Origin of the sequence: Ensifer sp. ENS10, from assembly GCF_014852025.1 — a bacterium.
Classification (GTDB): Bacteria; Pseudomonadota; Alphaproteobacteria; order Rhizobiales; family Rhizobiaceae; genus Ensifer.
In genome coordinates this window covers 259,815-286,316 of the sequence record NZ_JACVAS010000008.1, presented here as the reverse complement: position 1 = coordinate 286,316, position 26,502 = coordinate 259,815, and the positions used below count along the sequence as shown (strand labels likewise).

Here is a 26,502-nt window from a genome sequence, read left to right as displayed (position 1 = left end):
AATTCAGAAGAACCCGCCGGCGGATGTTTCATCCGCCGGTTTTGTTTTGTGTGAAGTCTGCCTCCATCCCAAGACGAAAAGTTCTGGAACATGAATTTTTCGGTGGCGGAATCATTTGTTAAAAGGTATCCGGTGACTCCCATGGCGCGATATGTATTCATCACAGGCGGCGTGGTTTCCTCCCTCGGAAAAGGCATCGCTGCAGCGGCTCTCGGAGCACTGCTGCAGGCGCGTGGCTACCGGGTGAGACTGCGCAAGCTCGACCCCTACCTCAACGTTGATCCGGGCACCATGAGCCCGACCCAGCACGGTGAGGTTTTCGTAACCGATGATGGCGCGGAGACCGATCTCGATCTCGGCCACTATGAACGCTTCACAGGGCGTTCGGCGACGAAGACCGACAACATCACCACCGGCCGGATCTACAAGAACATCATCGACAAGGAACGGCGCGGCGACTATCTCGGCGCAACCGTTCAGGTGATCCCGCACGTTACCAACGAGATCAAGAACTTCGTTACCGAAGGCAACGACGACTATGATTTCGTGCTCTGCGAAATCGGCGGCACGGTCGGCGACATCGAAGCGATGCCGTTCATGGAGGCGATCCGCCAGCTCGGCAACGATCTGCCGCGTGGCACCGCCGTCTACGTCCATCTGACGCTGATGCCGTATATTCCGGCGGCCGGCGAGCTGAAGACCAAGCCGACGCAGCATTCGGTCAAGGAACTGCAGGCGCTCGGCATTCATCCCGATATCCTGCTCGTTCGTGCCGACCGTGAAATTCCGGAAGCCGAGCGTCGCAAGCTCTCGCTGTTCTGCAACGTCCGCCAGTCGGCCGTTATCCAGGCGCTCGACGTTGCCTCGATCTACGACGTTCCGATCGCCTACCACAAGGAAGGCCTCGACAACGAAGTGCTGGCCGCCTTCGGCATCGAGCCGGCGCCGAAGCCGCGCATGGAAGCCTGGGAGCGCGTTGCCGATCGTATCCGCACGCCGGAAGGCGAAGTCACGATCGCGATCGTCGGCAAGTACACCGGCCTCAAGGACGCCTACAAGTCGCTGATCGAAGCGCTGTATCACGGTGGTATCGCCAACCGGGTGAAGGTCAAGCTTGAGTGGATCGAATCGGAAGTCTTCGAGAAGGAAGACCCGGCACCCTATCTCGAGAAGGTACACGGCATCCTCGTTCCCGGCGGCTTCGGTGAACGCGGCTCCGAGGGCAAGATCAATGCGGCGCGTTTTGCCCGCGAGCGCAAGGTGCCCTATTTCGGCATCTGCTTCGGCATGCAGATGGCGGTCGTGGAAGCGGCACGCAATCTCGCAGGCATCGAGAAGGCCTCCTCGACCGAATTCGGTCCGACGAAGGAGCCGGTCGTCGGCCTGATGACCGAGTGGGTGAAGGGCAACGAGCTCGAGAAGCGTTCGGCCTCCGGCAATCTCGGCGGCACCATGCGCCTCGGCGCCTACCGCGCGTCGCTCAAGGGCAGCACCAAGATCGCCGAGATCTATGGTTCGACCGATATTTCCGAGCGCCACCGCCACCGCTACGAAGTCAATGTCGACTACAAGGATCGCCTTGAGGCTTGCGGCCTTGTCTTCTCCGGCATGTCGCCGGACGGCGTGCTGCCGGAAACGGTCGAATATCCGGATCATCCGTGGTTCATCGGCGTTCAGTACCATCCGGAACTGAAGTCGCGCCCGCTTGATCCGCATCCGCTGTTTGCGAGCTTCGTCGAAGCGGCGCTGGAGCAGTCCCGTCTCGTCTAAGCCGGGCTTGCATCGATCAGGAAAGGCCGGTCTCGCGACCGGCCTTTTTCATGCGCGCTGGTGTGCGGAACTGCTCCCGCGGTCAGTCGGAGGTGTTGTCAGCGCGCCCCGACCGGTTTGCGCCATTGCGGCGCCCGCCAGATGGTGATGAAGCGCAAGACCCATTCGAGCGGGCCGTAGGCGAAACGGGCCATCCACCAGCGGCTGATGAAAAGCTGCGCCGTGTAGATACCAAGGGCGATCAGCACGGTTGTCAGTGGTGTGGCCTGGCCGATGAGGCCAAGGCCGTAGCCATGGAAGATCAGAGCGGCGATCAATGATTGCGCGAGGTAGTTGGAGAGCGCCATGCAGCCGGCAGGCGCCAGTAAGTTGCGCAACCGCTGCCCGGCCTTCGTTCCGAGGAACAGCATCACGCCGCCGACATAGGCACCCGTCAGGAACGGCCCGGTAATCAGCCCGATCGAGAGCCCGATGATGGCGGCAGGCGAATCGATCATCTCGACGCTGGCATAGGCATAGACGATGGCGCCGGGCAGGCCGATCCACAGGCCGGCGCGCAGCAGGCGTTGGAACAACGCCTTGTTTTCTTCCGGCCGCGCCAGCGTCTTGTGACGCCCGGCGATGAGCCCGAGTACGAACATCGCGAGTGCCGAGGGCGCCTGCAGCAAACCCAGGATCACCCAGACGGACGAAAGCTCCGTCAAGTGTTGGCTGATGATTGCCTGCCAGTCGCCTCGGAAGGCAAGTTCGGTTGCCTTGGCGGCGGCAAGGATGCCAGGCCGATCAAGCGGCGTTGGTTCCAGGGTGGCAACAATCCCGAGTGCGCCCCATGCGACGGCGACGAGAATCACCAGCCATTTCGCCAGGCGGAAGAGGGCACCGTCGCTGCGGTTTCGCAGCATCAGGAGGACAATGCCGAGCACGGCATAGGTGGTGAGAATATCGCCATGGAAGAGCAGAACCGCATGGGCGACACCGATCAGCCAGAGGCCGGCCTGCCGACGCAAGAGCCGCGGCACGAAGGCCTCGCCGGATTTTTCCGCCGAGCGCATCTGCAGGGTGAAGCTGTAGCCGAATAGAAATGAGAACAGCAGGTAGAACTTCATCTCGAAGAACAGCGCGATCACAAGATGCACGGTGCGATCGGCAATGCCGGTGAAGGCGGGGTCCGCGAGTTCCAGTCCGTAGAAGGCGGAGGCGAAGGCCATGGTGTTGACGAGAAGGATTCCGAGCAGTGCAAAGCCGCGAAGTGCGTCGACATCGTCGATGCGGTCGGGGTTGGTCATTCGTGTTCTCCGTAGCGGAAGGCGTGGAGGATCGCGCCGTAGCCGATTGAAACAGAAGTCTTTTGCGACAAATGAACCTCTCGATCGCCAGTGGGTGCAGGCAACGCCGCTCCGCCCCGTCGAGTGTTCAAGTTTAATAAATCGACTAATCAATCTAGTAATTGATGCAACGAAACGTCAAGGGGCGCCTGCGGGTTATCGCGCGGGCGTCGTTCAGTTGTAGCGGTAAGGAACGATCAGCCTTTCGGGGTGGCGTTGTGCCGGAGCCAGGCGATCTGGCGGCGGGCACGCACGAGGGCGGTTAAGGCCGCGCCGATCGAGATCAACAGCAGCGCCGCCCAGAGGATTTCACCGTCGCCGAGCCAAAGACCTTCAAAGGCCGAGAGGACCGCAGCCAGCGTGATTGTCGCCATGCGGTGCTGTTTGGCCATGGGGCCGGAGAAGTCGCTCGGGGCGCCATTGGCGCGGCCGAGTTCGCGTACATAGGCGGTCAGCACGGCGAAGGCGGCTGCGGCAAAACCGAGGGCGGGGGCGCCAATCCCGTATCCGGCGCCGACGAAGATGAAGACATCCGCGACCCGATCCGGAAACTCATTCCAGAACGGACCGTCGGCTTCGCCCTTGCCGCCCTCGACGGCGACCATGCCGTCGAAGAGATTGCAGAGCAGGCGCAACTGGCAGAAGAGGGCGGCAGCGAAGAACAGCGTAACCCTCACGCCATCCTGGGTTTCGCCCGTCAGCCAGAAGGCCAGCCCGGCAAAGGCGGCGGCCAGCATGCTTGCCTGCGAGATCCGGTTGGGTGTGACATTCATCGATGCCAGGCGGCGGGCGATCGCCTGGGCCCAGCGGGTGTTGCGGCTTGCGAGCGGCCTGCGGTCACCGGTCATGCCCGGGCTCTCCTCGGTTGATGGAATAGTTGTAGATGGCGGCGTAGGTGGTCGACACCGCGAGCGGCAACGCGATCGTCCTCAGGACCTCCGGCGTGCCGCTCATCGTGTGGATTGCCACGAGCGCCGCCGACGAGCCGAGACAGGCGAGGAGCGGCGGCAGGAACAATCGCTTGGTTCCACGGAACCGCCGGGAAAGCGCGTCGACCGCTGTCTTGAGGTAAAGGGTCAGAAGCGCCGAGAGCGTACCCTGGATGACGGCGGCAAGAAGCGGCTTGGGCATCGGGTGATGGCGGTTGGCGAAAAGCGCCCAGCCGCCCATGGCGAAAAAAGCGAATGCCACGTGCACGACGCCGCTGCCCGCCAGTCCCTTCAGCTTCGCGGTCATGTCAGCGACCACCAATAGCGCGTCAGATGGAAGAAGATCGGCGCCGAGAAGACGACGGAATCCAGCCGGTCGATCAACCCGCCATGGCCCTCGATCAGATGGCCCCAGTCCTTGACGCCGCGGTCCCGCTTGATCGCCGACATGACGAGCCCTCCGAAGAAGCCCATCAGGGTGATGATGAAGGACATCAACGCCGCCTGGGCGGGCGTGAACGGTGTGATCCACCAGAGCGAGGCGCCGATCAGGGTGGCGCTTGCGACCCCGCCGACAAAACCCTCGACCGTCTTCGAGGGCGAAAGCGTTGGGGCGATCTTGGTCCTGCCGAATAGCTTGCCCCAGACATATTGCAGCACGTCGCTCGATTGGACGACGATGACCAGGAAGGCGATCAAGAGAACGTTGCGTCCCTCATAGCCCGGGATCTGCAGGGTCAGCAGCGCCGGCACATGCGAGGCGCAGAAGACACAGATCATCAGCGCCCATTGCACCTCCGAGATCCTGAGCAGGAAGTCGCGCGTGTCGCCGTGCAGAACCGCGATGATCGGCATCAGCAGAAAGGCATAGACCGGCACGAAGATCGAATAGATGCCGTATTGCTCGGCCCAGAGCAGGAAATAATTGATCGGCAGCACGACGAAGAAGGCCGCGGCGATCGCCCAGTGGTCACCGCGGCGGGTGTTGATGAGCGTGATGAATTCACGCAGCGCCGCGAAAGAACAAAATGCAAAGAGCAGCAGCACGCCGACCCGACCGGCAACGAAGGCGATGGCAATCAACACCACCATCGCCCACCAGGCCCTGATGCGGGCGTTGAGGTTCTCGATCGCGCCGTTCGATCCGTCCGGTGAAAGCTTCTGCTTGAGCACGTAGCCGATGCTCGATGCCAGGACGAGAATGCCGCCGACGCCGAGAAGCAGTTTGAGCATATCCAGGCTCGCCGCGCTCATGCATTGTCTTCCGTCGAAGAGGGGGCGAGCGAGAGCAGGGCGGCCTCGGCACGAGCGATGAACTCGTCCTTGGTCTCCTGTGCCTTGAGGCGCATCGGTTCGCCGAAACTTACGGTACAGATCAGCGGGATCGGCACGAACTCCCCCTTTGGCATCACGCGGTTGAGATTGTTGATCCAGACGGGCACGAGCGCCACGTCCGGCCGCTTGCAGGCGAGGTGGTAGAGCCCGCTCTTGAACGGCAGGAGCCGCGCCTCGGTCTGGTTGCGTGTTCCCTCGGGAAAGAGAATAAGCGACGAGCCGTCGTTAAGGACGGCCGTCATCTGCTCGACCGGGTCCTGGGTGCGGGCCGCCGCGTCGCGCTCGATCAATACGGCGTCGAAGACGTCGCGACCGATGAAGGCCGAGAGCTTCGATTTCAGCCAGTATTCCGCCCCGGCAACCGGCCGCGCGCGTTCCCGAAGCCACGGCGGCAACACCGCCCAGACCAGCACGAAATCGCCATGGCTGGAATGATTGGCGAAATAGATGCTCTGCTTTGGCGGCAGGCCGGTCTCATGCCAGATGGCGCGCGCCGCAGTCAGCGCGCGCGCAAACATCATGATGGCGATGGAAGCCAGCTTGGCCATCAAATCGCGGATCATGTGGGCTCACGTCCAGATGATAAACAGGCCGTCGTGCCGACGCGCTTTGCAGAGCGTACCGGTCGGCCCCGGATGTGTTCCATGCCTTGCAACAATAAGATCAAGCGCTGCCCCTCAGCCTGCGCCCGGCGTAACCCCAGGCTGCAATCGACCAACTTTACGCGATTGCGCCCGCTTCTCAAGCGGTTGAAATCACACGCAGGGTGATAACGGACCAGAAGCTCTGGATATTCGCTCCGGCTGAGAGGCGATCGAACGCAAACCGATGCGACGCCACGCCACAGCCATCGACTGCAAAGTCGTCGTCGCCGACATTGACCGCCTGCAACCCAGCCGCTAGCTTGCAGGCACAACAAGAGGAGCGTCGTCCAATGCGCCAGTAATGCCCGGTGAAAACCGAATTCGCCTCAACTTCGCTTGCGAAGGGGATGGACGATGGCATTGCTCGACCCGCATTGACGGACAGACGCCGAGGCATTCCTCGCCTACGATCTCTTCTCCATCGTGAGCGGTCACATTTGGACAAGTTTCCAGGGACCGAACATGCAAGATAGACCCAGTCTCGATATCATTGATCACAACCGCCAGGCCTGGGACAGGCAGGCAAGTCAGCACTGCGAGTGGTCGCGGCCGGTGACGCCGGAAATGATCGCCGCGGCTCGTGCCGGGCAATGGCAGGCGCGGCTGACGCTCGGTGACCTACCGAAGGGGTGGCTGCCGGACATTCGCGGCCAGAAGATCCTGTGCCTGGCTTCGGCCGGCGGTCAGCAGGCGCCCATTCTGGCGGCCGCCGGTGCCGAGGTCACCGTCTTCGATATCTCCGAGGGGCAACTCGCGCAGGACCGGCTCGTTGCCGAACGCGAGGGGCTGTCGCTGACGGCCGTGCAGGGAGACGTGCGCGACCTATCGGTGTTCGCTGATGATACCTTCGATTTCGTCTTTCATCCGATCTCCAATCTCTACATTCCGGACATTCAGCCGGTTTGGCGGGAATGCCACCGGGTGCTCAAGACGGGAGGTCGGCTGCTTGCCAGCTTTTTCAATCCGGTGGTTTTCGTTGGTGACCGGGATCCGAGCTATGCGGAAAACGGCCTCATTCGCCCGGCCTACGCGCTGCCCTTTGCCGAGGCTGAGCATCTCGCTGCCGGTGTGGTAAAATCCAAGATCGAACGCGGCGAGGCGCTGGTGTTCGGGCATGGCCTGGCCGAACAGATCGATGGTCAATTACGGGCCGGATTCGTGCTGGCGGGCTTCCACGAAGACTGGCAACCTGTGCCACGCTTCCTGATCGACAGGTTCGTGCCGACCTTCATCGCCACCTGCGCCATCAAGAGCGATCTGCATCTTTGATGGGATTGGCCCGAGCGTGTTGTTCAGGCCGAAAACATAGGCGGAACGAGAATAACCGCGGCGGCCGACACGACGCTGCGGTTGCGGATACCGGCCTCCTTTGCCGCCCTGTTACGTCGCGTTACTGTTACGTACTCGCCAAATCACCGGTTTCATTCTTTTCTGTTCGTCAGCGAAACTGGAAAGGGTCAATAGATATGCGCTTCATCGCTTCGTTGTTCGTACCGTTGGCGGTCGTGCTGGGGCTTGCGGGCTGTGCCACTACTTCCTCGACCAATACGACCTACGCGCAGCCCCAAATCTTCGCCCCCGGTCTCGGGGCGGGAAATACGGCCAACTCCACGGCGGCTCCGGGCTACTACTGAGGCCCTGGCAGCCCGGCACCATCAGGCAAGCATGACTCTGCGGCGGGCGCGGCCCGGCGCGGAGGGTTCCTGTTTGCGGCCTTTGTTTGGGCTCAAGCGGCCAATCGGCTCTGTGGCCGCCAGCCCGCTTGCATTCGCCGGCCAAAAGTTGCAAACAGCGGCGAACCATCAGGGAAAACGCCATGAGCCTCTCCAAGCGAACCACCCGCCCGCTCGATCACCTCGTGCTGCCGGTGGATACGCTTACGCAGGCACGGCGCCGCCTATCTAATCTCGGCTTCACCGTCGCTGAGGATGCCCGCCATCCCTTCGGTACCGAAAACGCCTGCGTGTTCTTTTCCGATGGCACCTATCTTGAGCCGCTCGCCGTTGCTTCCCGCGAGGAATGCGAAGCCGCTGCACTCGAAGGTAATGCCTTTGTCGCGCGCGACCAGGCCTTCCGCTTCCGCCAGGGTCCTGAAGGTCTCTCGGCGCTGGTCCTCGGCACCGAAGATGCGGCGAGCGATCACATCCGCTTTCGGGCGCGCGGCATTTCCGGTGGCGACATGCTGGAGTTCTCGCGGCCGATGAAGCTGCCGGATGGCCGTGAGGGATTGGGTTCCTTCCGCCTTGCCTTCGCGGCAGACCTGCGCTCGCCGGATCTCTTTCTCTTCAACTGTCAGCGTGTCCGGGCGCTGCCCACCGATCGGGCTGCGCTGGAGCAGCATGAAAACGGCGTGATCGGCATCGCCGAGGTGGTTCTGTCGGAAACCAACCCCACCGATTTCCAGTACCTGCTGCAGGAAGCGATCGATGAGCGCGAGGTCGCGGCCCACTCCTTCGGCATGGATGTGTCGGCCACCAACGCCAAGATCTCGGTGCTGAACGCCGCCGGCATGGAAGCCTTCTTCGGCCGTTCCGTGCGCGGTGCCGAGCGCGGCCTGCGTGGTCGCGCCATCGTCTTCCGTGTCGCCGACCTCGAGGCGACGCGTGCACTGTTTGCTGAAAACGACATCGAATTTGCAGAAATGGGCGGGCGCCTCATTGTTCCCGAAATGCCGGGGCAAGGGGTGATCTTTGCTTTTGGAGCTTGATGATGAAAACCAATGCCAGAGTAGTAGTCGGCAACGGCGGCCATGAGGTCGCCTTCGCGCAAACCGAGAAGCTGTCGCTGATCGCCGGCCCCTGCCAGATGGAGAGCCGCGAGCACGCCTTCATGATGGCGGGCGCGCTCTCCGAACTCTGCAGGAAGCTCGATCTCGGCCTCGTCTACAAGTCCTCCTTCGACAAGGCGAACCGCACGTCGCTCTCCGGCAAGCGCGGCATCGGCCTGGATAAGGCGATGGAAATCTTTGCCGACCTCAAGAAGGAGTTCGGCTTTCCGGTCCTGACCGACGTGCACACCGAAGAGCAGTGCGCTCTCGTCGCCGAGACGGTCGACATCCTGCAGATCCCCGCGTTCCTGTCGCGCCAGACGGACCTCCTGGTCGCGGCCGCCAAGACCGGCCGGGCAATCAACGTCAAGAAGGGCCAGTTCCTCGCCCCCTGGGACATGAAGAACGTACTGGCGAAATTCACCGAGAGCGGCAACCCGAATGTCATGCTCTGCGAGCGCGGCGCCTCCTTCGGCTACAACACGCTCGTGTCCGACATGCGCTCGCTGCCGATCATGGCTTCGCTCGGCGCACCCGTCGTTTTCGATGCGACCCATTCCGTGCAGCAGCCGGGCGGGCAGGGCGGCTCTTCGGGCGGCCAGCGTGAATTCGTCGAGACCTTGGCGCGCGCCGCCGTCGCGGTCGGTGTCGCCGGTGTGTTCGTCGAGACGCACGAAGATCCGGACAACGCGCCGTCGGACGGTCCGAACATGGTGCACCTGAAAGACATGCCGCGGCTGCTCGAAAAGCTGCTCGCCTTCGACGCGATCGCCAAGAGCTGAGCCATCAGCGGCGCTTCGTGAAATTTTCATGAACCGCAATGGCGCGAACGGTTTTGCATCTTGCGCGCCATTGAAATTTCGAGGCCTTGGCGTATGACAGGCCCCGACCATTCCACCGTCCTCAAGCAGGGAAGAGATCATGACTGCAATCATCGACATCATCGGCCGAGAAATTCTGGACAGCCGCGGCAACCCGACCGTCGAGGTCGACGTGTACCTGGAAGACGGAAGCTTCGGCCGTGCGGCGGTCCCGTCGGGCGCCTCGACCGGTGCGCATGAGGCTGTCGAGCTGCGCGATGGTGGTACGCGTTACCTCGGCAAGGGCGTCGAGCGCGCCGTCGAAGCCGTCAATGGCGAGATCTTCGAAGCGATCGGCGGTCTCGATGCCGAGAACCAGATCCAGATCGACAAGACCATGATCGAACTCGACGGCACGTCGAACAAGTCGCGCCTCGGCGCCAACGCCATCCTCGGCGTGTCGCTGGCCGTCGCCAAGGCTGCCGCCGAAGCGGCCGGCCTGCCGCTCTACCGTTACGTCGGCGGCCCGAACGCCCACGTGCTTCCGGTTCCGATGATGAACATCATCAACGGCGGCGCCCATGCCGACAATCCGATCGACTTCCAGGAATTCATGATCGTTCCGGTTGGTGCCGATACGATGCGCGATGCGGTCCGCATGGGCTCGGAAGTGTTCCACACGCTGAAGAAGCAGCTTGCAGCCGACGGCCACAACACCAATGTCGGTGACGAAGGCGGCTTCGCTCCGGGCCTCGCTTCCGCTCCGGCAGCGCTCGACTTCATCATGAAGTCGATCGAGAAGGCCGGCTACAAGCCGGGCGAAGACATGTTCGTCGCGCTTGATTGCGCCGCGACCGAATTCTTCAAGGACGGCAAGTACGTTCTCGAAGGTGAAGGCCGCACGCTGGAGCCGGGCGCAATGGCTGAATACCTGGCGGAACTCGCTGCCAAGTACCCGATCTTCTCGATCGAAGACGGCATGGCGGAAGACGACTGGGACGGCTGGAAGGCCGTGACCGACCTCATCGGCAACAAGTGCCAGCTCGTCGGCGACGACCTGTTCGTCACCAACTCGGCGCGCCTGCGCGACGGCATCAAGATGGGTGTCGCCAACTCGATCCTCGTCAAGGTCAACCAGATCGGCTCGCTCTCCGAAACGCTCGACGCCGTCGAGACCGCACACAAGGCGCGCTACACCGCCGTCATGTCGCACCGCTCGGGCGAAACCGAAGACGCCACGATCGCCGATCTCGCGGTTGCCACCAACTGCGGCCAGATCAAGACCGGTTCGCTCGCCCGTTCGGACCGGCTCGCCAAGTACAACCAGCTGATCCGCATCGAAGAGCAGCTCGGCCTGCAGGCCACGTACGCCGGCCGTTCGATCCTGCGCGGCTGATCCTGTAGCGCCGCGCGTCTTTTCAGACGCGCAAAGGTCGCTGTAGCTGACAAACGAAGCCCGCCCACGTTCCCACGTGGGCGGGTTTCTGTTTTCCTGCCATTCATGGTCAACGGTCGGTTAATCAATCGACGCTAGTCTCATTTCCGTAATGCGTATCAGGGCGTGAATGGATGTGGACACGGCATCATAAGAAACGGAAACTGGGCCGGCTGGTTATGCCGTTGATCGCGGTCGCCTTTCTCTCTTACTTCGGCTATCATTCCATCCACGGCGGCTATGGCTTGAAGGCGACGGAGCAATTCGATCGCCAGATCGTCGAGCGGCAGGCGCGGCTGGATAAGCTCACGAAGCAGCGGATGATCCTTGAAAAAGAGGTCCAACTGATGAGTGATGGGTCGCTGGAACGGGACATGCTGGATGAAAAAGCTCGCCTCGCGCTGAACATGTCGCGAAGTGACGAGATCGTTATTTTTCACCGCCCCGAAAATTAACTTGAATTCAGTTAATTGAAATTTGTGAAGCAAATTCAATTGTTTGCGTGGAATGCGAGCCATGCAAATATGGCATTGCTGTGGCGCTTTTCTTTCCCTATGGTAACCGCCAAAGGCTAACCATTGGGAGGAATGAATGGCTCCGCGAAAAACCGCGTCCGTCTCCAGCCGTAAGGCCGCCGCAAAGCCGGCCAAGAAGGACTTCAACGGCGGCACCATCGCCGATTTCACCAAAGAAGATGACCTGAAGGCTTACCGCGAAATGCTGCTCATCCGGCGTTTCGAGGAAAAGGCCGGCCAGCTCTATGGCATGGGTTTCATCGGCGGCTTCTGTCACCTCTACATCGGCCAGGAGGCTGTTGTCGTCGGCATGCAGATGGCACTGAAAGACGGTGATCAGGTCATCACCGCCTATCGTGACCATGGCCACATGCTGGCCTGCGGCATGAGCGCTCGTGGCGTCATGGCCGAACTTACCGGTCGTCGCAGCGGTCTTTCCAAGGGGAAGGGCGGCTCGATGCACATGTTCTCCAAGGAAAAGCACTTCTACGGCGGTCACGGCATCGTCGGCGCCCAGGTTTCGCTTGGTACCGGCCTTGCATTCGCAAACCGCTATCGCGGCAACGACAATGTCAGCGTCGCCTATTTCGGTGACGGCGCTGCCAACCAGGGTCAGGTCTACGAAAGCTTCAACATGGCGCAGTTGTGGAAGCTGCCGGTGATCTACGTGATCGAGAACAACCGCTACGCCATGGGTACGGCAGTATCGCGTGCCTCGGCCCAGACCGACTTTTCGCAGCGCGGCGTTTCCTTCAACATTCCGGGCTTCCAGGTCGACGGCATGGACGTTCGCGCCGTCAAGGCGGCCGCCGACGAGGCCGTCGAGTATTGCCGTTCCGGCAAGGGCCCGATCATCCTCGAAATGCAGACCTACCGTTATCGTGGCCACTCCATGTCCGACCCGGCGAAATACCGCTCGAAGGACGAAGTGCAGAAGATGCGCTCGGAGCATGACCCGATCGAGCAGGTGAAAGCCCGTCTGACCGAAAAGGGCTGGGCGAGCGAGGACGAGCTCAAGCAGATCGACAAGGATGTCCGCGATATCGTTGCCGACAGCGCCGATTTCGCCCAGGCCGATCCGGAGCCGGATGCATCCGAGCTCTACACCGACATCCTGCTTTGATCCGGGGAGGGACAAACATGCCAGTAGAAATTCTTATGCCCGCCCTTTCCCCGACGATGGAGGAAGGCACGCTCTCGAAATGGCTGAAGAACGAGGGGGACAAGGTGTCCTCCGGCGACGTCATCGCCGAAATCGAGACGGACAAGGCGACGATGGAAGTCGAAGCCGTCGACGAAGGCACGATCGGCAAGCTGTTGATTGCCGCCGGCACCGAGGGCGTCAAGGTCAACACGCCGATCGCCGTGTTGCTGCAGGACGGCGAAGCGGCAGGCGATATCGCCGCTCCGAAGGCCGAAGCGCCGAAGGCGGCAGCCACTGAGGCTCCGGCTGCGTCCGCGCCGGCTCCGGTTGCAGCCCAGCCGAAGGTTGAAGTTGCCGCCGATCCGGCAATCCCGGCCGGCACCGAAATGGTGACGATGACCGTTCGCGAAGCGCTTCGCGACGCCATGGCCGAAGAAATGCGCTTGAGCGACGACGTTTTCGTCATGGGCGAAGAAGTCGCCGAGTACCAGGGCGCCTACAAGATCACCCAAGGCCTGTTGCAGGAATTCGGTTCGCGTCGCGTCATCGACACCCCGATCACCGAGCACGGCTTTGCCGGTGTCGGCGTCGGCGCTGCCATGACCGGCCTTCGCCCGATCGTCGAGTTCATGACCTTCAACTTCGCCATGCAGGCGATCGACCAGATCATCAACTCCGCTGCCAAGACGCTCTACATGTCCGGCGGCCAGATGGGCGCGCCGATCGTCTTCCGCGGCCCGAGCGGTGCCGCTGCCCGCGTGGCTGCCCAGCACTCGCAGTGCTATGCCGCCTGGTACAGCCATATCCCCGGCCTCAAGGTCGTCATGCCCTATACGGCAGCCGACGCCAAGGGGCTGCTGAAGGCCGCGATCCGCGACCCGAACCCGGTCATCTTCCTCGAAAACGAAATCCTCTACGGTCACTCCTTTGAAGTGCCGAAGCTTGACGATTTCGTGCTGCCGATCGGCAAAGCCCGCATCCACAAGGTCGGCAAGGACGCAACTATCGTCTCCTTCGGCATCGGTATGACCTATGCGGTCAAGGCGGTTGCTGAACTCGAAGCCCAGGGCATCGACGTCGAGCTTATCGACCTGCGTACCATCCGTCCGATGGACCTGCCGACGGTCATCGAATCGGTCAAGAAGACCGGTCGCCTCGTCACCGTCGAAGAAGGCTACCCGCAGTCGTCCGTCGGTACCGAGATCGCGACCCGCGTCATGCAGCAGGCATTCGATTACCTTGACGCTCCGATCCTGACGATCGCCGGCAAGGATGTGCCGATGCCTTACGCCGCGAACCTCGAGAAGCTCGCGCTTCCGAACGTTGCTGAAGTCGTCGATGCGGTGAAAGCCGTTTGCTACAAATAAGGGGAGGGTTCTTCGATGCCTATCAACATCACAATGCCGGCCCTCTCTCCGACGATGGAAGAAGGCAATCTGGCCAAGTGGCTGGTCAAGGAAGGCGACAAGGTCAAGTCCGGTGACGTGATTGCCGAGATCGAGACCGACAAGGCGACGATGGAAGTCGAAGCCGTCGACGAAGGCACCGTCGCCAAGATCGTCGTTCCCGCCGGCACCGATGGCGTCAAGGTCAATGCGCTGATCGCCGTTCTCGCCGCAGATGGCGAGGATGTTGCTGCCGCTGCAAAGGGTGGCAACGGCGCAGCCGCACCGGCTCCCGCGGCCAAGGCGGAAGCGCCGGCACCGGTGGCGCCGAGCGCTCCGGCTGCGGCTCCTGCCGCTGCTCCGGCTCCGGTTGCAGCCCAGCCGGCGAAGTCCGAAGGCGCTCGCGTCTTCTCCTCGCCGCTCGCCCGTCGTCTGGCCAAGGACGCCGGCATCGACCTGTCGGCAATCGCCGGCACAGGCCCGCATGGTCGCGTCGTCAAGAAGGACGTTGAGACTGCCGTTGCCGGTGGCACCGCGAAGCCTGCAACCGCACCGGTTGCCGGCACTGCCGCTCCCGCGGCCGCTCCGCTTGCCAAGGGCCCGTCGGACGATGCCGTTCTCAAGCTCTTCGAGCCGGGCTCTTACGAGCTCATACCGCATGACGGCATGCGCAAGACGATCGCCAAGCGCCTGGTCGAATCCAAGCAGACGATCCCGCACTTCTACGTGTCGCTCGACTGCGAGCTCGACGCGCTTCTTGCACTGCGCGCCCAGCTCAATGCCGCTGCTCCGGAGCAGGGCGGCAAGCCGGTCTACAAGCTCTCCGTAAACGACATGGTCATCAAGGCCCTGGCGCTTGCGCTGCGCGACGTTCCGAATGCGAACGTCTCCTGGACCGAGAGCAACATGGTCAAGCACAAGCACGCTGACGTCGGCGTTGCCGTGTCGATCCCGGGCGGCCTGATCACCCCGATCGTGCGCCAGGCGGAGCTGAAGAGCCTGTCTGCCATCTCCAACGAGATGAAGGACCTCGGCCAGCGCGCCAAGGACCGCAAGCTGAAGCCCGAGGAGTACCAGGGCGGCACCACGGCGGTCTCCAACATGGGCATGATGGGCGTCAAGAACTTCGCCGCCGTCGTCAATCCGCCGCATGCCACGATCCTCGCGGTCGGTGCGGGCGAGGAGCGCGTCGTCGTCAAGAACAAGCAGATGGTCATCGCCAATGTCATGACCGTTACGCTCTCGACCGACCATCGCTGCGTCGACGGAGCGCTCGGCGCCGAACTGCTCGGAGCCTTCAAGCGCTACATCGAAAACCCGATGGGCATGCTGGTCTGAGTTGGATAGGGACCGGCCTTCGGGCCGGTCCGTTCCTTTTCGCGCAGTCGAAGGCGGGCCCGGACGATGAAAACAGTTCTCTGCTATGGCGACAGTCTGACCTGGGGCTACGATGCCGCGGATGGCGGCCGTCACGCGTTTGCCGATCGCTGGCCGAGCGTGTTGCAGAAGGCGCTGGGCTCGGGCGTTCAGGTCATCGCCGAGGGACTGAACGGTCGCACGACCGCCTATGACGACCATCTCGCCGATTGCGACCGCAACGGCGCAAGAGTGCTGCCGACGGTGCTGCACAGTCATGCGCCGCTCGATCTGATCATTCTTCTTCTCGGCGCCAACGATATGAAGCCGGTGATCCACGGAACCGCTTTCGGCGCAGTGAAGGGCATCCAGCGTCTCATCACGCTCGTGCGCCGGCATGACTGGCCGGTCGAAGACGAGGGTGGGCCAGAAATCCTGATCGTCTCGCCGCCGATGCTCTGCGAAACGGCCAATGCCGCCTTCGGCGCGATGTACGCCGGCGGTGTCGAGCAGTCGGCGATGCTGGCACCGCTCTATCGCGATCTCGCCGACGAACTCGATTGCGGCTTCTTCGATGCCGGATCGGTCGCTCAGACCACGCCGCTCGATGGTGTGCATCTCGATGCCGAGAATACGCGTGCGATCGGCCGGGGTCTCGAACCGGTCGTGCGGATGATGCTTGGGGTCTAGGGATGGTGGGGGGCGTCACCATTCGTCCGGCGGAAAAGCGCGAGGCGGCCGAGCTCGCCATCCTCGTCGATATCGCCGCGCATGGCTTTGCCTCCTGGCTCTGGTACGGCGCCGTTCTTCATGGGGTGACGGATACGGCCTTCGAGCGTGGCCGCAACAAGCTGCGCGAAGAGCCCGGGCCTGGAAACTGGCGCGACGCTCTCGTTGCTGACGTTGATGATGAGGTTGCCGGCCTGACGGTCGGTTATTCGATCGGTCCGGAAGTGCTGGAGATCGTTCCCAAGCATCCGGTTCTGGAACCCTTGCTGGCACTGCAGAGGCAGATCGTCGGTCACTGGTTCATCGAGAGCCTCGGCGTCTATCGCCATCAGCGCCGCCGCGGAATCGGCAGCGCGCTCCTGGCAAAGGAATTCGAACGCGCCGGATCGGCGCCGGTGAGCCTGATCACCGAAAGCCACAACGACAGGGCCCAGGCACTATACAGAGCAAACGGTTTCGGCGAGGCAGCGCGCGCCGGGGCGGTTCCGCTCTTTGAGGAAAGCAAGAAACACGACTGGGTGCTGTTCACCCGCAAGGTCGCTTGAGACAAAGGCAGGAAACATATGGCTGAGAATTACGACGTCATCGTCATCGGTTCGGGTCCAGGGGGCTATATCGCCGCCATTCGTGCGGCGCAGTTGGGTCTCAAGACCGCGATCGTCGAGCGCGAGCATCTGGCCGGCATCTGCTCCAACTGGGGCTGCATTCCGACCAAGGCGCTGCTGCGCTCCGCCGAAGTTCTGCACTACGCCCAGCATCCGAGCGCCTATGGCGTCAAGATCGAAGGCACGGTGACGCCGGACCTGAAGGCGATCGTCGCACGCTCGCGCGGTATTGCCGAACGCATGAACGGCGGCGTCGGCTTCCTGATGAAGAAAAACAAGGTCGACGTGATCTGGGGCGAGGCGAAGCTGACGAAGCCCGGCGAAATCGTCGTCGGTAAATCGACGAAGCCGGTCGTCCAGCCGCAGGCGCCGCTGCCGAAGAACACCAAGGGCGAGGGCACCTACACCGCCAAGCACATCATCATCGCGACCGGCGCCCGGCCGCGCGCGCTTCCGGGCATCGAGCCCGATGGCAAGCTGATCTGGACCTATTTCGAGGCGATGAAGCCTGAGGAAATGCCGAAGTCGCTGCTGGTCATGGGCTCGGGCGCGATCGGCATCGAGTTCGCCTCGTTCTACCGCACCATGGGCGTTGACGTAACGGTTGTCGAAGTCATGTCGACCGTGATGCCGGTCGAGGACGCCGAAATATCCGGCGTTGCCAAGAAGCAGTTCGAAAAGCAGGGCATGAAGATCCATCTCGAAGCCAAGGTGACGAAGGTCGAGAAGGGCGCGAACTCGATCACAGCCCATGTTGAGATGAAGGACGGCAAGGTCGAAAAGATCACCGCGGACCGGATGATCTCCGCCGTCGGCGTGCAGGCCAATATCGAGAATATCGGTCTTGAGGCGCTCGGCGTGAAAACCGATCGCGGCTTCATCGCCATCGATGGTTACGGCAAGACCAACGTGCCGGGCATCTACGCCATCGGTGACGTCGCCGGCCCGCCGATGCTCGCCCATAAGGCCGAGCACGAAGCCGTGATCTGCGTCGAAAAGATCGCCGGCCTGCCGAATGTGCACCCGATGGACAAGCTGAAGATCCCGGGCTGCACCTATTGCCATCCGCAGGTCGCCTCCGTCGGCCTCACCGAAGCCAAGGCCAAGGAATTGGGCCGCGACATCCGCGTCGGCCGCTTCCCCTTCGTTGCCAATGGCAAGGCAATCGCGCTCGGCGAGGACCAGGGTCTCGTCAAGACCATCTTCGACAAGAAGACCGGTGAGCTGCTCGGCGCCCATATGGTCGGGGCCGAAGTCACCGAGCTCATCCAGGGCTTCGTCGTCGCGATGAACCTCGAGACGACAGAAGAAGACCTGATGCACACGATCTTCCCGCATCCGACGATTTCGGAGACGATCAAGGAAAGCGTGCTCGACGCCTACGGCCGCGCGCTCAACGCCTAAAGCCCCGTATAATTCCTTAAATCGACATCGATTTAAGGGCAAAATTATACGACATTCAAAGGGTTACAGCGACCTTTGCGCGTCTTTCGAGACGCGCGGCGCTGTATCCTCGCCGGAACTTTTGATAGGCTTCGGCATTGAGAATGGCCTCGTTTTCAATGCACGGAGATCAAAATGAGCGTGAACGGCGTCGGCATTCTGGCTGCGATCATCATCGGCGGTTTGGCCGGGTGGCTCGCGGAGAGGTTCATGAACAGCGAGATGGGGCTGTTCATGAACATACTGCTCGGCATCATCGGCGCGGTGGTGCTGAATTTCATCCTGGCGGCCTTCGGCATGGCTTTTGCCGGATGGGTCGCCTATCTGGTCATCGGCTTTATCGGCGCCTGCCTGCTGATTGCCGTTGGTCGCGCCGTCAAACGATAGCCTGCCGGGCCATTTGCGCTTCCGTCGGGCAAGACGGCCTGACATTTCCCGTCGGGCCGTCTATATAGAGCGAAAATGGGTCATCCGGCCTGATGCCGGCCCGCCGCGACGAGGAAGACAGTATGGTAACGGTATTCGATGCCGTCTCTGACCGGGCGCAACGCGTCCGCCACCCGGAAAAGGCCCACAAGCCCGACACCGAAGTGATGCGCAAGCCGGAGTGGATCCGCGTCAAGGCGCCGATGTCCAAGGGATATCAGGAGACGCGTTCGATCGTGAAGAGCAACAAGCTCGTCACTGTTTGCGAAGAAGCGGGCTGCCCGAACATCGGCGAATGCTGGGACAAGAAGCACGCCACCTTCATGATCATGGGCGAGATCTGTACCCGCGCCTGCGCCTTCTGCAACGTCGCGACCGGCAAGCCGAATGCGCTCGATCTCGAAGAGCCGGCGAACATCGCCAAGGCCGTCAAGCAGATGGGCCTCAGCCACGTCGTCATCACCTCGGTCGACCGCGACGACCTGGAAGATGGCGGCGCCGAGCACTTCGAGAAGGTGATCTGGGCGATCCGCGAAGCGTCCCCGGCAACGACCATCGAAATCCTGACGCCGGACTTCCTGAAGAAGCCGGGTGCACTGGAGCGCGTCGTCGCTGCCAAGCCTGACGTCTTCAACCACAATATGGAAACCGTACCGGGCAACTATCTGACGGTCCGTCCGGGTGCGCGCTACTTCCACTCCGTCCGTCTGTTGCAGCGCGTGAAGGAACTGGACCCGACGATGTTCACCAAGTCGGGCATCATGGTCGGCCTCGGCGAAGAGCGCAACGAAGTGCTGCAGCTGATGGACGACCTGCGCACCGCGGATGTCGACTTCCTGACGATCGGCCAGTACCTGCAGCCGACGCGCAAGCACCACAAGGTCGAGAAGTTCGTGACCCCCGAGGAGTTCAAGTCCTACGAGACCGTCGCCTACACCAAGGGCTTCCTCATGGTCTCCTCGAGCCCGCTGACGCGCTCGTCGCACCATGCCGGCGACGACTTCGCCCGCCTCAGGGCAGCGCGTGAGAAGAAGCTGCAGGCTGCCGAGTAAGACGGAAACAGGTTCTCAAAAAACGATCGGCTCCGGCGCTTGCGCCGGAGTTTTTGTTTTGGGGAGGGCGTCGGAGCGACAACTGGCCGCTCGCGCCAGGCTTGCATCCTCCGATCCAATCACCTAACGGCTGTCACTGGAGGAGGCGAGCCGATGCCGCGATGCATGAGCAACTGGGACGAGGCGGCGACGCATCTCAAGAATGCGCAGCGTATTCTGGTGATCGGCTGTTCCGGCAGCGGCAAGAGCACGCTTTCCCGGCAACTGTCCGAACAGTTCGGTTTGCCGCATCTGGCGATGGATCGGGAATTCTTCTGGTTGCCGGGGTGGAGGCTGCGGCCGAGGCAGGAAATGCTTGCCCTGATCTCGAAGGCTGCTGCTGGCGAACGCTGGATCATGGATGGTACCAGTCCGAAGACGCTGCCGCTCCGCTTGCCACGCACACACGTGGTGATCTGGATGCGGCCGCCGCGCTGGGTTTCGTTGCGCGGTGTGCTCTGGCGCTGGTTCGCCCATTGGAAAAAGACCCGCCCGGATATGGCCGACGATTGTCCGGAGAAGGTCGATCTCGATTTCCTTCGCTACATCTGGAACTTCGAGCGCAGGGATGCGGTTGAGATCGAGGCACAGCTTGCCGGTCATGCCAACCTGCCGGTTCTCGTGTTGAAATCGCACGCGGAAACGGCGTTACTACTTGCGAAGATAAGGCGGGGCGACTAGCTCTCGATCATGCCGCATTTCGAAACCAACCACGTCGTCAAGCATACCGCCGATCAGATGTTCGATCTCGTTGCCGATGTCGAGCACTATCCCGCATTCCTGCCGCTCTGCGAGGCACTGACGGTGCGCACGCGCAAGGAGCGCGACGGCAAGGTGTTGCTGCTGGCCGACATGACCGTCGGCTACAAGGCGATCCGCGAGACCTTCACGACGCAGGTGCTGTTGAACAAGGACGAGCGCGTGATCGAGGTCAAGTACATCGACGGGCCGTTCAAATATCTCGACAACCGCTGGCGCTTCGAACCCGCGGGCGAGGGGCAGTCGATCGTGCATTTCTACATCGACTACGAGTTCAAGAGCCGCATTCTCGGCGCGTTGATGGGATCGATGTTCGACCGGGCCTTCCGCATGTTCTCCGACGCCTTCGAAAAGCGCGCCGACAGCATCTATACGGTCTGAGCGATTTCCGTGAGCATGTCGAGCGCGGTGCGGACGGTCGCAAGCCGGATGCCGCTGCGGCCAATATCGCCGTAGCGCATCTCCCGATGCAGCATCGCGCCGTTTCGCCCGGATGCCGCAAGGTGCACGAGCCCGACCGGCTTTTCGGCCGAACCGCCGCTGGGACCCGCAATGCCGGTGACGGCAACGGCGAAATCCGCTGCCGAATGGGAGATGGCGCCACGCGCCATCTCGATTGCAGTCTCCCGCGAAACGGCGCCATGGGCCGCAAGGGTGGCGGTCTCGACGTCGAGCATCGCTACCTTCGCTTCGTTGGAGTAGGTGACGAAACCGCGATCGACGACCGCGGACGAACCGGAAATTTCGGTCAGCGCCCCGGCGATCAGGCCGCCGGTGCAGGATTCGGCGGTGGCGACTTTGAGGTCCCGCGCCGTGAACTTGGCGATGATCTCACCGGCTTTGACTTCGATATCGGCGGGCCACATTACGAAAGGCTCCCATAGACGACGGTGGCCGTGGCGATGGCGGCAATGCCTTCATCGCGGCCCACGAAGCCGAGACGCTCGTTCGTCGTTGCCTTGACCGAGCAGCGGTCGAGCGAGATGCCCAGTATCTCCGCAAGCTTTTCGCGCATCGTCAGGCGATGCGGGCCGACCTTCGGCGCTTCGGCGATCAGCGAGATGTCCGCATTGGTGATGATGCCGCCGCGCTCGCGCACGATCCGTGCGGCATGTTCAAGGAAGATGCGCGACGGCGCGCCCTTCCATTGCGGGTCGGACGGCGGGAAATGGTCGCCGATGTCGCCGGCGCCACAGGTGGCAAGCAGCGCGTCGGTGAGCGCATGCAGCGCCACATCGGCATCGGAATGGCCGGAGAGTTTTTTCGTGTGCGGAATGAAGACGCCACAGAGCGTGACACCGTCTCCTTCGATGAGCTGGTGTACGTCGTAACCGTTTCCCGTGCGCACATCAGGCAGGGCGATGCGCGTGAGTTTCTCGTCGGCCATGGCGATATCCCTTCTCAGCGTAAGCTTGACGTTGTCGACCGTGCCCTCGACGAGGACGACCTTGAGGCCGGCCCATTCGGCGATCGAGGCATCGTCGGTAAAATCGGTGCGGCCGCTCTTGGCTGCATCCCGGTGGGCAGCAAGAATGGCCGGAAGATCAAAGGTCTGCGGTGTTTGCGCGCCATAGAGACCGTCGCGCGGCACCGTCTCCAGTACGACGCCATCCTTGCCCCCGCGCTTTAGCGTGTCGGCAACGGCAATCGCCGGCAAGACGGCTTTGACCTTGCCACCGAGCGCCGCTGCGCAGCGCGAAAGCAACGGGTGATCGGCAAAGGGACGGACCGCATCGTGGATCATCACATGACCGACGCCAGTTTCAGCCAGGGCTTCGAGGCCGGCGAGCACGGAGATCTGCCGGGTCGCGCCGCCATGGACGATGATCACATCGCCGGCCACCGAGCGTCTGCGTGCGGCGTCGAACAAGGCCCCGTCGTCCGGATGGATGACGACGACGATCGGGCCAGCGCCCGGCCATGTCGCGAAAGTGTCAAGCGTATGGGCGATAACGGGGCGGCCGCCGATGGTTCGATACTGCTTTGGGCCTTCGGCGGATTGCCCGGCACGCTCGCCGCGTCCGGCCGCAACGATCACCACGCCGCACTTAAGCTGTTCTTGAGGCTGCATCTTCTGTATGAGGTCCCGCATTCGCCGATCTTCGCGGTGATGTACCGCGAAGGGTCGCGCTTTGCCAGCAGTTCTCGTTTCTTACGGCCACCTTGGCGCGTCTTGAAAGACGCGCGGCGCTGTAAACCGGGAAATTTGCGCAAGGCGCCGAAATCGCTTGGCAAGCCCGAGAACAATGTCTAAAAATAGTGCAGGAACAACATGTGCCTGAAAGATATGCATTTGCCAATTCCGGCTCTTTCGTCTCCGCTCCGGATAGGGACTATCGAACTGCGCAATCGCGTTGCGCTCGCCCCCATGTCCGGCGTTACCGATCTGCCGTTCCGGCGGCTTGCATGGCGTTATGGTGCCGGCTTCGTCGTGACCGAGATGGTTGCAAGCCGCGAACTGGTCGGCAATGCGTCTGAATCGTGGGCGCGGCTCAAGAACTCCGGCATCAAGCCGCATATCGTTCAGCTTGCCGGCCGTGAGGCCCATTGGATGGCGGAAGCCGCCAAGATAGCTGCAGACAATGGTGCCGATATCATCGACATCAACATGGGATGCCCGGCCAAGAAGGTGACGGGTGGCTACTCCGGCTCGGCACTCATGCGCGATCCCGATCACGCGCTGTCGCTGGTTGAGGCGACAGTCGATGCCGTCGAAGTGCCGGTGACGTTGAAGATGCGGCTCGGCTGGGACGAAAACTCGATCAACGCGCCGCTGATTGCCAAGCGCGCCGAAGACGCCGGGGTTAAGGCGATTACCGTGCACGGCCGTACACGCATGCAGTTCTACAACGGCAAGGCGGATTGGGATGCCATTCGCCCGGTCCGCGAGGTCATTACCGTCCCCCTGGTCGCCAATGGCGACGTGGAGACGATCGCCGACGCGCAAGAGATTCTCCGCCGGTCGGGCGCTGATGCCGTCATGGCCGGGCGTTCGTCGCAGGGGCGCCCGTGGCACGTCGGCTTTCTTGCCGGTGCCGTTGAGCACCCGTCGCAGGCGGAGATCGCCGATATCTTTGCGGAGCACTACGAAATGATGCTCGAATTCTATGGTGTCGACGTGGCCGTGCGGCACGCGCGCAAACATGTCGCCTGGTACCTTGACCGCTTTGCCCCTGATATCGCAGGCACGGAAAAGGCAGCGATCCTGACATCGACTGATGCCCGTTTCGTCTGCGACAGGGCAAGCGCCGTGATACTCGACGCGGCTCCGGCCAAGCTGGACGGCGAGGCGGTCGCGGAAGGAATGGCCGCATGACCGAGAAACCGAGCATTCCCGATACGGCCGCAAACGGTCTGTCGATGGCGGTTCTGAACGCCATTCAGAATCCGGTGATTCTGGTCGATGCCAATGGTTTGGTCGCGTTTGCCAACTGGGAAGCCGAATCGTTTTTCGGCGCGAGCGCCAATCATCTGGCGCGCCACAACATCAGCGCCTTCATCCCCTTCGGCAGCCCGCTCTTGACCCTGATCGAACAGGTGCGCGAGCGCAAGGCGCCGGTCAACGAGTACCGCGTCGACCTGAGTTCGCCGCGTCTCGGCGCCGACAAGCTCGTCGATCTCTATGTCGCCCCGGTCCTTTCCGAGCCAGGCTCGGTCGTCGTCGTCTTCCAGGAGCGCTCGATGGCCGACAAGATCGACCGGCAGCTTACCCATCGTGGTGCTGCCCGTTCGGTGACGGGGCTTGCCTCGATGCTGGCGCACGAAATCAAGAACCCGCTTTCGGGCATCCGCGGTGCCGCCCAACTGCTGGAAACCTCCGCCAATGACGAAGACAGGGCGCTGACACGTCTGATCTGCGATGAGACCGACCGCATCGTCTCGCTGGTCGATCGCATGGAGGTGTTTTCCGACGAGCGCCCGGTGGATCGCGTGCCGCTGAACATCCATTCGGTGCTCGACCATGTGAAGGCGATCGCCAAGGCCGGTTTTGCCCGACACATCAAGTTTGCGGAGAACTACGATCCGTCTCTGCCGCCCGTTTATGCCAACCGCGACCAACTGGTTCAGGTGTTCCTGAACCTGATCAAGAATGCGGCCGAAGCGATCGGCGACCGCAGCGATGGCGAGATCGTGCTGACGACGGCCTACAGGCCGGGTATACGCCTGTCGGTAGCCGGGACGCGCGAGAAGATCTCGCTGCCGCTGGAATTCTGCGTGCACGACAATGGACCGGGCGTGCCGTCCGACCTGCTGCCGCTGCTCTTCGATCCTTTCATTACCACCAAGACCAACGGTTCCGGCCTGGGGCTGGCGCTGGTCGCCAAGATCATCGGTGCCCATGGCGGCATCGTCGAATGCGACAGCCAGCAGAACCGCACCACTTTCCGTGTCCTGATGCCGGCCTCCAAAGGCCAGGCAGCGGATGAAGACGACATGCCGATGACAAAAGGAAGCCTTGCATGACGGGTGCCACGATCCTCGTTGCGGATGATGATGCCGCCATTCGCACCGTGCTGAACCAGGCGCTGAGCCGCGCCGGCTACGATGTCCGCATCACCTCCAATGCGGCGACGCTCTGGCGCTGGATCGCAGCGGGCGACGGCGATCTCGTCGTGACCGACGTTGTCATGCCCGACGAGAATGCCTTCGATCTCCTGCCGCGCATCAAGAAGGCGCGCCCCGATCTGCCGGTGCTGGTCATGAGTGCCCAGAACACCTTCATGACGGCGATCAAGGCTTCGGAGAAGGGTGCCTACGACTATCTGCCCAAGCCCTTCGACCTGACCGAATTGATCGGCATCATCGGCCGGGCGCTGTCGGAGCCCAAGCGCCGGCCGGCCAAGCTCGACGACGACACCCAGGACGGTATGCCGCTGGTTGGTCGTTCGGCGGCGATGCAGGAAATCTACCGGGTGCTGGCGCGCCTGATGCAGACGGACCTCACCCTGATGATCACCGGCGAGTCCGGCACCGGCAAGGAACTCGTCGCCCGCGCGCTGCACGATTATGGCAAGCGACGCAACGGTCCGTTCGTTGCGATCAACATGGCGGCGATCCCGCGCGATCTTATCGAATCGGAGCTTTTCGGCCACGAGAAGGGCGCCTTCACCGGTGCCCAGGTGCGCTCGACTGGTCGTTTCGAACAGGCCGAGGGCGGCACGCTTTTCCTCGATGAAATCGGCGACATGCCGATGGACGCACAGACCCGCCTGCTGCGCGTGCTGCAGCAGGGCGAATACACGACCGTTGGCGGCCGCACGCCGATCCGTTCGGACGTGCGCATCGTGGCGGCGACCAACAAGGACCTGAAGCAATCGATCAATCAGGGCCTGTTCCGCGAAGACCTCTATTATCGCCTCAACGTCGTGCCGCTGCGTCTGCCCCCGCTGCGTGACCGCGCGGAGGATATTCCGGATCTCGTTCGTCACTTCGTCCAGCAGGCCGAAAAGGAAGGGCTCGACGTCAAGCGCTTCGATCATGAAGCGCTGGAACTGATGAAGGCGCATGCATGGCCGGGCAACGTGCGCGAGTTGGAAAACCTGGTGCGGCGCCTGACGGCACTTTATCCACAGGACGTGATCACCCGCGAGATCATCGAAAACGAGTTGCGTTCCGAGATACCGGACAGCCCGATCGAAAAGACCGCGGCGCGGCCCGGATCGCTCACCATTTCGCAGGCCGTCGAAGAAAACATGCGCCAGTATTTCGCAAGCTTCGGCGAAGCTTTGCCTCCGGCCGGCCTTTACGATCGCGTGCTTGCCGAAATGGAGTATCCGCTGATCCTTGCGGCGCTCACCGCAACCCGTGGTAACCAGATCAAGGCGGCCGATTTGCTCGGCCTCAACCGTAACACGCTGCGCAAGAAAATCCGCGAACTCGGTGTTTCGGTCTATCGCAGCTCACGCAGCGCTTGACTTGGACACGGCCACCGTTGCATTTTCGCCACAATGCGTTGCTTGAACGTGTGACGATCGCCGAATCGCGTGTCGTTGCCGTCTCGTTCAATCGATTTGACCCAATTGATTGACTGGGGGTGCAACGCG

Annotated in this window: 26 protein-coding genes; 19 read left to right on the top strand and 7 right to left on the bottom strand. The window is 62.2% G+C overall.

All coding sequences use genetic code 11. The features are described from left to right. The first annotated feature begins 132 nt into the window (after positions 1-132). A complete protein-coding gene (locus tag IB265_RS25810; protein WP_082616291.1) occupies positions 133-1,770 on the top strand; it encodes a CTP synthase in 1,638 nt (545 codons plus the stop codon). 98 nt (positions 1,771-1,868) lie between these two features. On the opposite strand, the gene IB265_RS25805 is transcribed toward IB265_RS25810, so the two are convergent. From IB265_RS25805 to IB265_RS25785, 5 genes are all read right to left on the bottom strand, one after another. Continuing rightward, the gene (locus IB265_RS25805; RefSeq protein WP_113736710.1) at positions 1,869-3,056 is read right to left on the bottom strand and encodes a DUF418 domain-containing protein; all 1,188 of its coding nucleotides are present in this window, start codon (positions 3,054-3,056) and stop codon (positions 1,869-1,871) included. A gap of 236 nt (positions 3,057-3,292) precedes the next feature. Next, positions 3,293-3,943: a CDP-alcohol phosphatidyltransferase family protein gene (locus IB265_RS25800; protein WP_113736711.1), complete on the bottom strand. Its 651-nt coding sequence runs from the start codon at positions 3,941-3,943 to the stop codon at positions 3,293-3,295. Further along, on the bottom strand, positions 3,933-4,331 hold the full coding sequence (locus IB265_RS25795) for a hypothetical protein (RefSeq protein WP_057255650.1): 399 nt from the start codon (positions 4,329-4,331) through the stop codon (positions 3,933-3,935). Before IB265_RS25795 ends, IB265_RS25800 begins: the two co-directional genes overlap by 11 nt. Beyond that, complete coding sequence (locus tag IB265_RS25790; protein ID WP_057255651.1) at positions 4,328-5,278, bottom strand: phosphatidate cytidylyltransferase; 951 nt, start codon at positions 5,276-5,278, stop codon at positions 4,328-4,330. The genes IB265_RS25795 and IB265_RS25790 overlap by 4 nt, the downstream gene beginning before the upstream one ends. Continuing rightward, on the bottom strand, positions 5,275-5,922 hold the full coding sequence (locus IB265_RS25785) for a lysophospholipid acyltransferase family protein (RefSeq protein WP_192495288.1): 648 nt from the start codon (positions 5,920-5,922) through the stop codon (positions 5,275-5,277). The genes IB265_RS25790 and IB265_RS25785 overlap by 4 nt, the downstream gene beginning before the upstream one ends. 543 nt (positions 5,923-6,465) lie before the next feature. Between IB265_RS25785 and IB265_RS25780 the strand changes: the two genes are divergently transcribed. The 15 genes from IB265_RS25780 (at position 6,466) to IB265_RS25710 (ending at position 20,839) form a co-directional block, all read left to right on the top strand. Then, entirely contained in the window at positions 6,466-7,272 is an 807-nt protein-coding gene (locus tag IB265_RS25780) for a class I SAM-dependent methyltransferase (RefSeq protein WP_113736712.1), read from the top strand. A gap of 547 nt (positions 7,273-7,819) precedes the next feature. Next, positions 7,820-8,710 (top strand): VOC family protein, encoded by an 891-nt coding sequence (locus tag IB265_RS25775; RefSeq protein WP_113131795.1) that lies wholly within the window; start codon positions 7,820-7,822, stop codon positions 8,708-8,710. Further along, a complete protein-coding gene (gene kdsA / locus IB265_RS25770; RefSeq protein ID WP_192495287.1) occupies positions 8,710-9,552 on the top strand; it encodes a 3-deoxy-8-phosphooctulonate synthase in 843 nt (280 codons plus the stop codon). The genes IB265_RS25775 and kdsA overlap by 1 nt, the downstream gene beginning before the upstream one ends. A 139-nt stretch (positions 9,553-9,691) precedes the next feature. Further along, a complete protein-coding gene (gene eno / locus IB265_RS25765) occupies positions 9,692-10,966 on the top strand; it encodes a phosphopyruvate hydratase (RefSeq protein WP_057255655.1) in 1,275 nt (424 codons plus the stop codon). Positions 10,967-11,139: 173 nt separating this feature from the next. After that, positions 11,140-11,460, top strand: a complete 321-nt coding sequence (locus IB265_RS25760; RefSeq protein ID WP_057255656.1) for a septum formation initiator family protein — start codon at positions 11,140-11,142, stop codon at positions 11,458-11,460. Positions 11,461-11,596: 136 nt separating this feature from the next. After that, a complete protein-coding gene (gene pdhA / locus IB265_RS25755; protein ID WP_057255657.1) occupies positions 11,597-12,643 on the top strand; it encodes a pyruvate dehydrogenase (acetyl-transferring) E1 component subunit alpha in 1,047 nt (348 codons plus the stop codon). 17 nt (positions 12,644-12,660) lie between these two features. Further along, positions 12,661-14,031 (top strand): pyruvate dehydrogenase complex E1 component subunit beta, encoded by a 1,371-nt coding sequence (locus tag IB265_RS25750; RefSeq protein ID WP_057255658.1) that lies wholly within the window; start codon positions 12,661-12,663, stop codon positions 14,029-14,031. Between the two features lie 15 nt (positions 14,032-14,046). Then, the gene (locus IB265_RS25745; RefSeq protein ID WP_058320576.1) at positions 14,047-15,387 is read left to right on the top strand and encodes a pyruvate dehydrogenase complex dihydrolipoamide acetyltransferase; all 1,341 of its coding nucleotides are present in this window, start codon (positions 14,047-14,049) and stop codon (positions 15,385-15,387) included. A 66-nt stretch (positions 15,388-15,453) separates the two neighbouring features. Further along, positions 15,454-16,095, top strand: a complete 642-nt coding sequence (locus IB265_RS25740; protein WP_113736713.1) for an SGNH/GDSL hydrolase family protein — start codon at positions 15,454-15,456, stop codon at positions 16,093-16,095. Positions 16,096-16,097: 2 nt separating this feature from the next. Continuing rightward, on the top strand, positions 16,098-16,679 hold the full coding sequence (locus IB265_RS25735) for an N-acetyltransferase (protein WP_057255662.1): 582 nt from the start codon (positions 16,098-16,100) through the stop codon (positions 16,677-16,679). An 18-nt stretch (positions 16,680-16,697) separates the two neighbouring features. Further along, entirely contained in the window at positions 16,698-18,143 is a 1,446-nt protein-coding gene (lpdA, locus tag IB265_RS25730) for a dihydrolipoyl dehydrogenase (RefSeq protein ID WP_113512943.1), read from the top strand. A 174-nt stretch (positions 18,144-18,317) separates the two neighbouring features. Beyond that, complete coding sequence (locus tag IB265_RS25725; protein WP_058320579.1) at positions 18,318-18,569, top strand: GlsB/YeaQ/YmgE family stress response membrane protein; 252 nt, start codon at positions 18,318-18,320, stop codon at positions 18,567-18,569. A gap of 122 nt (positions 18,570-18,691) precedes the next feature. Then, positions 18,692-19,660, top strand: a complete 969-nt coding sequence (gene lipA / locus IB265_RS25720; protein ID WP_057256065.1) for a lipoyl synthase — start codon at positions 18,692-18,694, stop codon at positions 19,658-19,660. A 153-nt stretch (positions 19,661-19,813) separates the two neighbouring features. Next, complete coding sequence (locus IB265_RS25715) at positions 19,814-20,380, top strand: AAA family ATPase (RefSeq protein ID WP_113512945.1); 567 nt, start codon at positions 19,814-19,816, stop codon at positions 20,378-20,380. A gap of 9 nt (positions 20,381-20,389) precedes the next feature. Beyond that, a complete protein-coding gene (locus IB265_RS25710; protein WP_093232385.1) occupies positions 20,390-20,839 on the top strand; it encodes a type II toxin-antitoxin system RatA family toxin in 450 nt (149 codons plus the stop codon). On the opposite strand, the gene IB265_RS25705 is transcribed toward IB265_RS25710, so the two are convergent. Both IB265_RS25705 and IB265_RS25700 read right to left on the bottom strand, forming a co-directional pair. Next, positions 20,827-21,324, bottom strand: a complete 498-nt coding sequence (locus tag IB265_RS25705; protein WP_113736714.1) for a CinA family protein — start codon at positions 21,322-21,324, stop codon at positions 20,827-20,829. The genes IB265_RS25710 and IB265_RS25705 overlap by 13 nt on opposite strands. Next, positions 21,324-22,529 (bottom strand): bifunctional 2-C-methyl-D-erythritol 4-phosphate cytidylyltransferase/2-C-methyl-D-erythritol 2,4-cyclodiphosphate synthase, encoded by a 1,206-nt coding sequence (locus IB265_RS25700; protein WP_375293085.1) that lies wholly within the window; start codon positions 22,527-22,529, stop codon positions 21,324-21,326. Before IB265_RS25700 ends, IB265_RS25705 begins: the two co-directional genes overlap by 1 nt. Before the next feature lie 201 nt (positions 22,530-22,730). Here IB265_RS25700 and dusB point away from each other — a divergent pair, with 201 nt between their 5' ends. Genes dusB through ntrC form a run of 3 tightly spaced genes read left to right on the top strand, consistent with a single transcriptional unit; the run spans position 22,731 to position 26,373 of the window. Then, positions 22,731-23,774 carry a tRNA dihydrouridine synthase DusB gene (gene dusB / locus IB265_RS25695; RefSeq protein ID WP_057255674.1) on the top strand — a complete coding sequence of 348 codons (1,044 nt, stop codon included), beginning with the start codon at positions 22,731-22,733 and terminating at the stop codon, positions 23,772-23,774. Next, positions 23,771-24,922 carry a nitrogen regulation protein NR(II) gene (locus IB265_RS25690; RefSeq protein ID WP_093232389.1) on the top strand — a complete coding sequence of 384 codons (1,152 nt, stop codon included), beginning with the start codon at positions 23,771-23,773 and terminating at the stop codon, positions 24,920-24,922. The genes dusB and IB265_RS25690 overlap by 4 nt, the downstream gene beginning before the upstream one ends. Next, positions 24,919-26,373 (top strand): nitrogen regulation protein NR(I), encoded by a 1,455-nt coding sequence (gene ntrC, locus IB265_RS25685; protein WP_057255678.1) that lies wholly within the window; start codon positions 24,919-24,921, stop codon positions 26,371-26,373. The genes IB265_RS25690 and ntrC overlap by 4 nt, the downstream gene beginning before the upstream one ends. The last annotated feature ends 129 nt before the right edge of the window (positions 26,374-26,502 follow it).

Bases quoted from the DNA above. Each gene is read 5' to 3' on its own strand.
- IB265_RS25705 (WP_113736714.1), bottom strand. From the start codon at position 21,324: ATGTGGCCCGCCGATATCGAAGTCAAAGCCGGTGAGATCATCGCCAAG.
- IB265_RS25725 (WP_058320579.1), top strand. From the start codon at position 18,318: ATGAGCGTGAACGGCGTCGGCATTCTGGCTGCGATCATCATCGGCGGT.
- dusB (WP_057255674.1), top strand. From the start codon at position 22,731: ATGTGCCTGAAAGATATGCATTTGCCAATTCCGGCTCTTTCGTCTCCG.
- IB265_RS25795 (WP_057255650.1), bottom strand. From the start codon at position 4,331: ATGACCGCGAAGCTGAAGGGACTGGCGGGCAGCGGCGTCGTGCACGTG.
- IB265_RS25780 (WP_113736712.1), top strand. From the start codon at position 6,466: ATGCAAGATAGACCCAGTCTCGATATCATTGATCACAACCGCCAGGCC.
- kdsA (WP_192495287.1), top strand. From the start codon at position 8,710: ATGATGAAAACCAATGCCAGAGTAGTAGTCGGCAACGGCGGCCATGAG.
- IB265_RS25715 (WP_113512945.1), top strand. From the start codon at position 19,814: ATGCCGCGATGCATGAGCAACTGGGACGAGGCGGCGACGCATCTCAAG.
- IB265_RS25710 (WP_093232385.1), top strand. From the start codon at position 20,390: ATGCCGCATTTCGAAACCAACCACGTCGTCAAGCATACCGCCGATCAG.
- IB265_RS25700 (WP_375293085.1), bottom strand. From the start codon at position 22,529: ATGCAGCCTCAAGAACAGCTTAAGTGCGGCGTGGTGATCGTTGCGGCC.
- IB265_RS25750 (WP_057255658.1), top strand. From the start codon at position 12,661: ATGCCAGTAGAAATTCTTATGCCCGCCCTTTCCCCGACGATGGAGGAA.
- eno (WP_057255655.1), top strand. From the start codon at position 9,692: ATGACTGCAATCATCGACATCATCGGCCGAGAAATTCTGGACAGCCGC.
- IB265_RS25690 (WP_093232389.1), top strand. From the start codon at position 23,771: ATGACCGAGAAACCGAGCATTCCCGATACGGCCGCAAACGGTCTGTCG.
- IB265_RS25735 (WP_057255662.1), top strand. From the start codon at position 16,098: ATGGTGGGGGGCGTCACCATTCGTCCGGCGGAAAAGCGCGAGGCGGCC.
- IB265_RS25800 (WP_113736711.1), bottom strand. From the start codon at position 3,943: ATGACCGGTGACCGCAGGCCGCTCGCAAGCCGCAACACCCGCTGGGCC.
- IB265_RS25785 (WP_192495288.1), bottom strand. From the start codon at position 5,922: ATGATCCGCGATTTGATGGCCAAGCTGGCTTCCATCGCCATCATGATG.
- IB265_RS25775 (WP_113131795.1), top strand. From the start codon at position 7,820: ATGAGCCTCTCCAAGCGAACCACCCGCCCGCTCGATCACCTCGTGCTG.
- pdhA (WP_057255657.1), top strand. From the start codon at position 11,597: ATGGCTCCGCGAAAAACCGCGTCCGTCTCCAGCCGTAAGGCCGCCGCA.
- IB265_RS25790 (WP_057255651.1), bottom strand. From the start codon at position 5,278: ATGAGCGCGGCGAGCCTGGATATGCTCAAACTGCTTCTCGGCGTCGGC.
- IB265_RS25745 (WP_058320576.1), top strand. From the start codon at position 14,047: ATGCCTATCAACATCACAATGCCGGCCCTCTCTCCGACGATGGAAGAA.
- ntrC (WP_057255678.1), top strand. From the start codon at position 24,919: ATGACGGGTGCCACGATCCTCGTTGCGGATGATGATGCCGCCATTCGC.
- IB265_RS25805 (WP_113736710.1), bottom strand. From the start codon at position 3,056: ATGACCAACCCCGACCGCATCGACGATGTCGACGCACTTCGCGGCTTT.
- lpdA (WP_113512943.1), top strand. From the start codon at position 16,698: ATGGCTGAGAATTACGACGTCATCGTCATCGGTTCGGGTCCAGGGGGC.
- IB265_RS25760 (WP_057255656.1), top strand. From the start codon at position 11,140: ATGTGGACACGGCATCATAAGAAACGGAAACTGGGCCGGCTGGTTATG.
- lipA (WP_057256065.1), top strand. From the start codon at position 18,692: ATGGTAACGGTATTCGATGCCGTCTCTGACCGGGCGCAACGCGTCCGC.
- IB265_RS25740 (WP_113736713.1), top strand. From the start codon at position 15,454: ATGAAAACAGTTCTCTGCTATGGCGACAGTCTGACCTGGGGCTACGAT.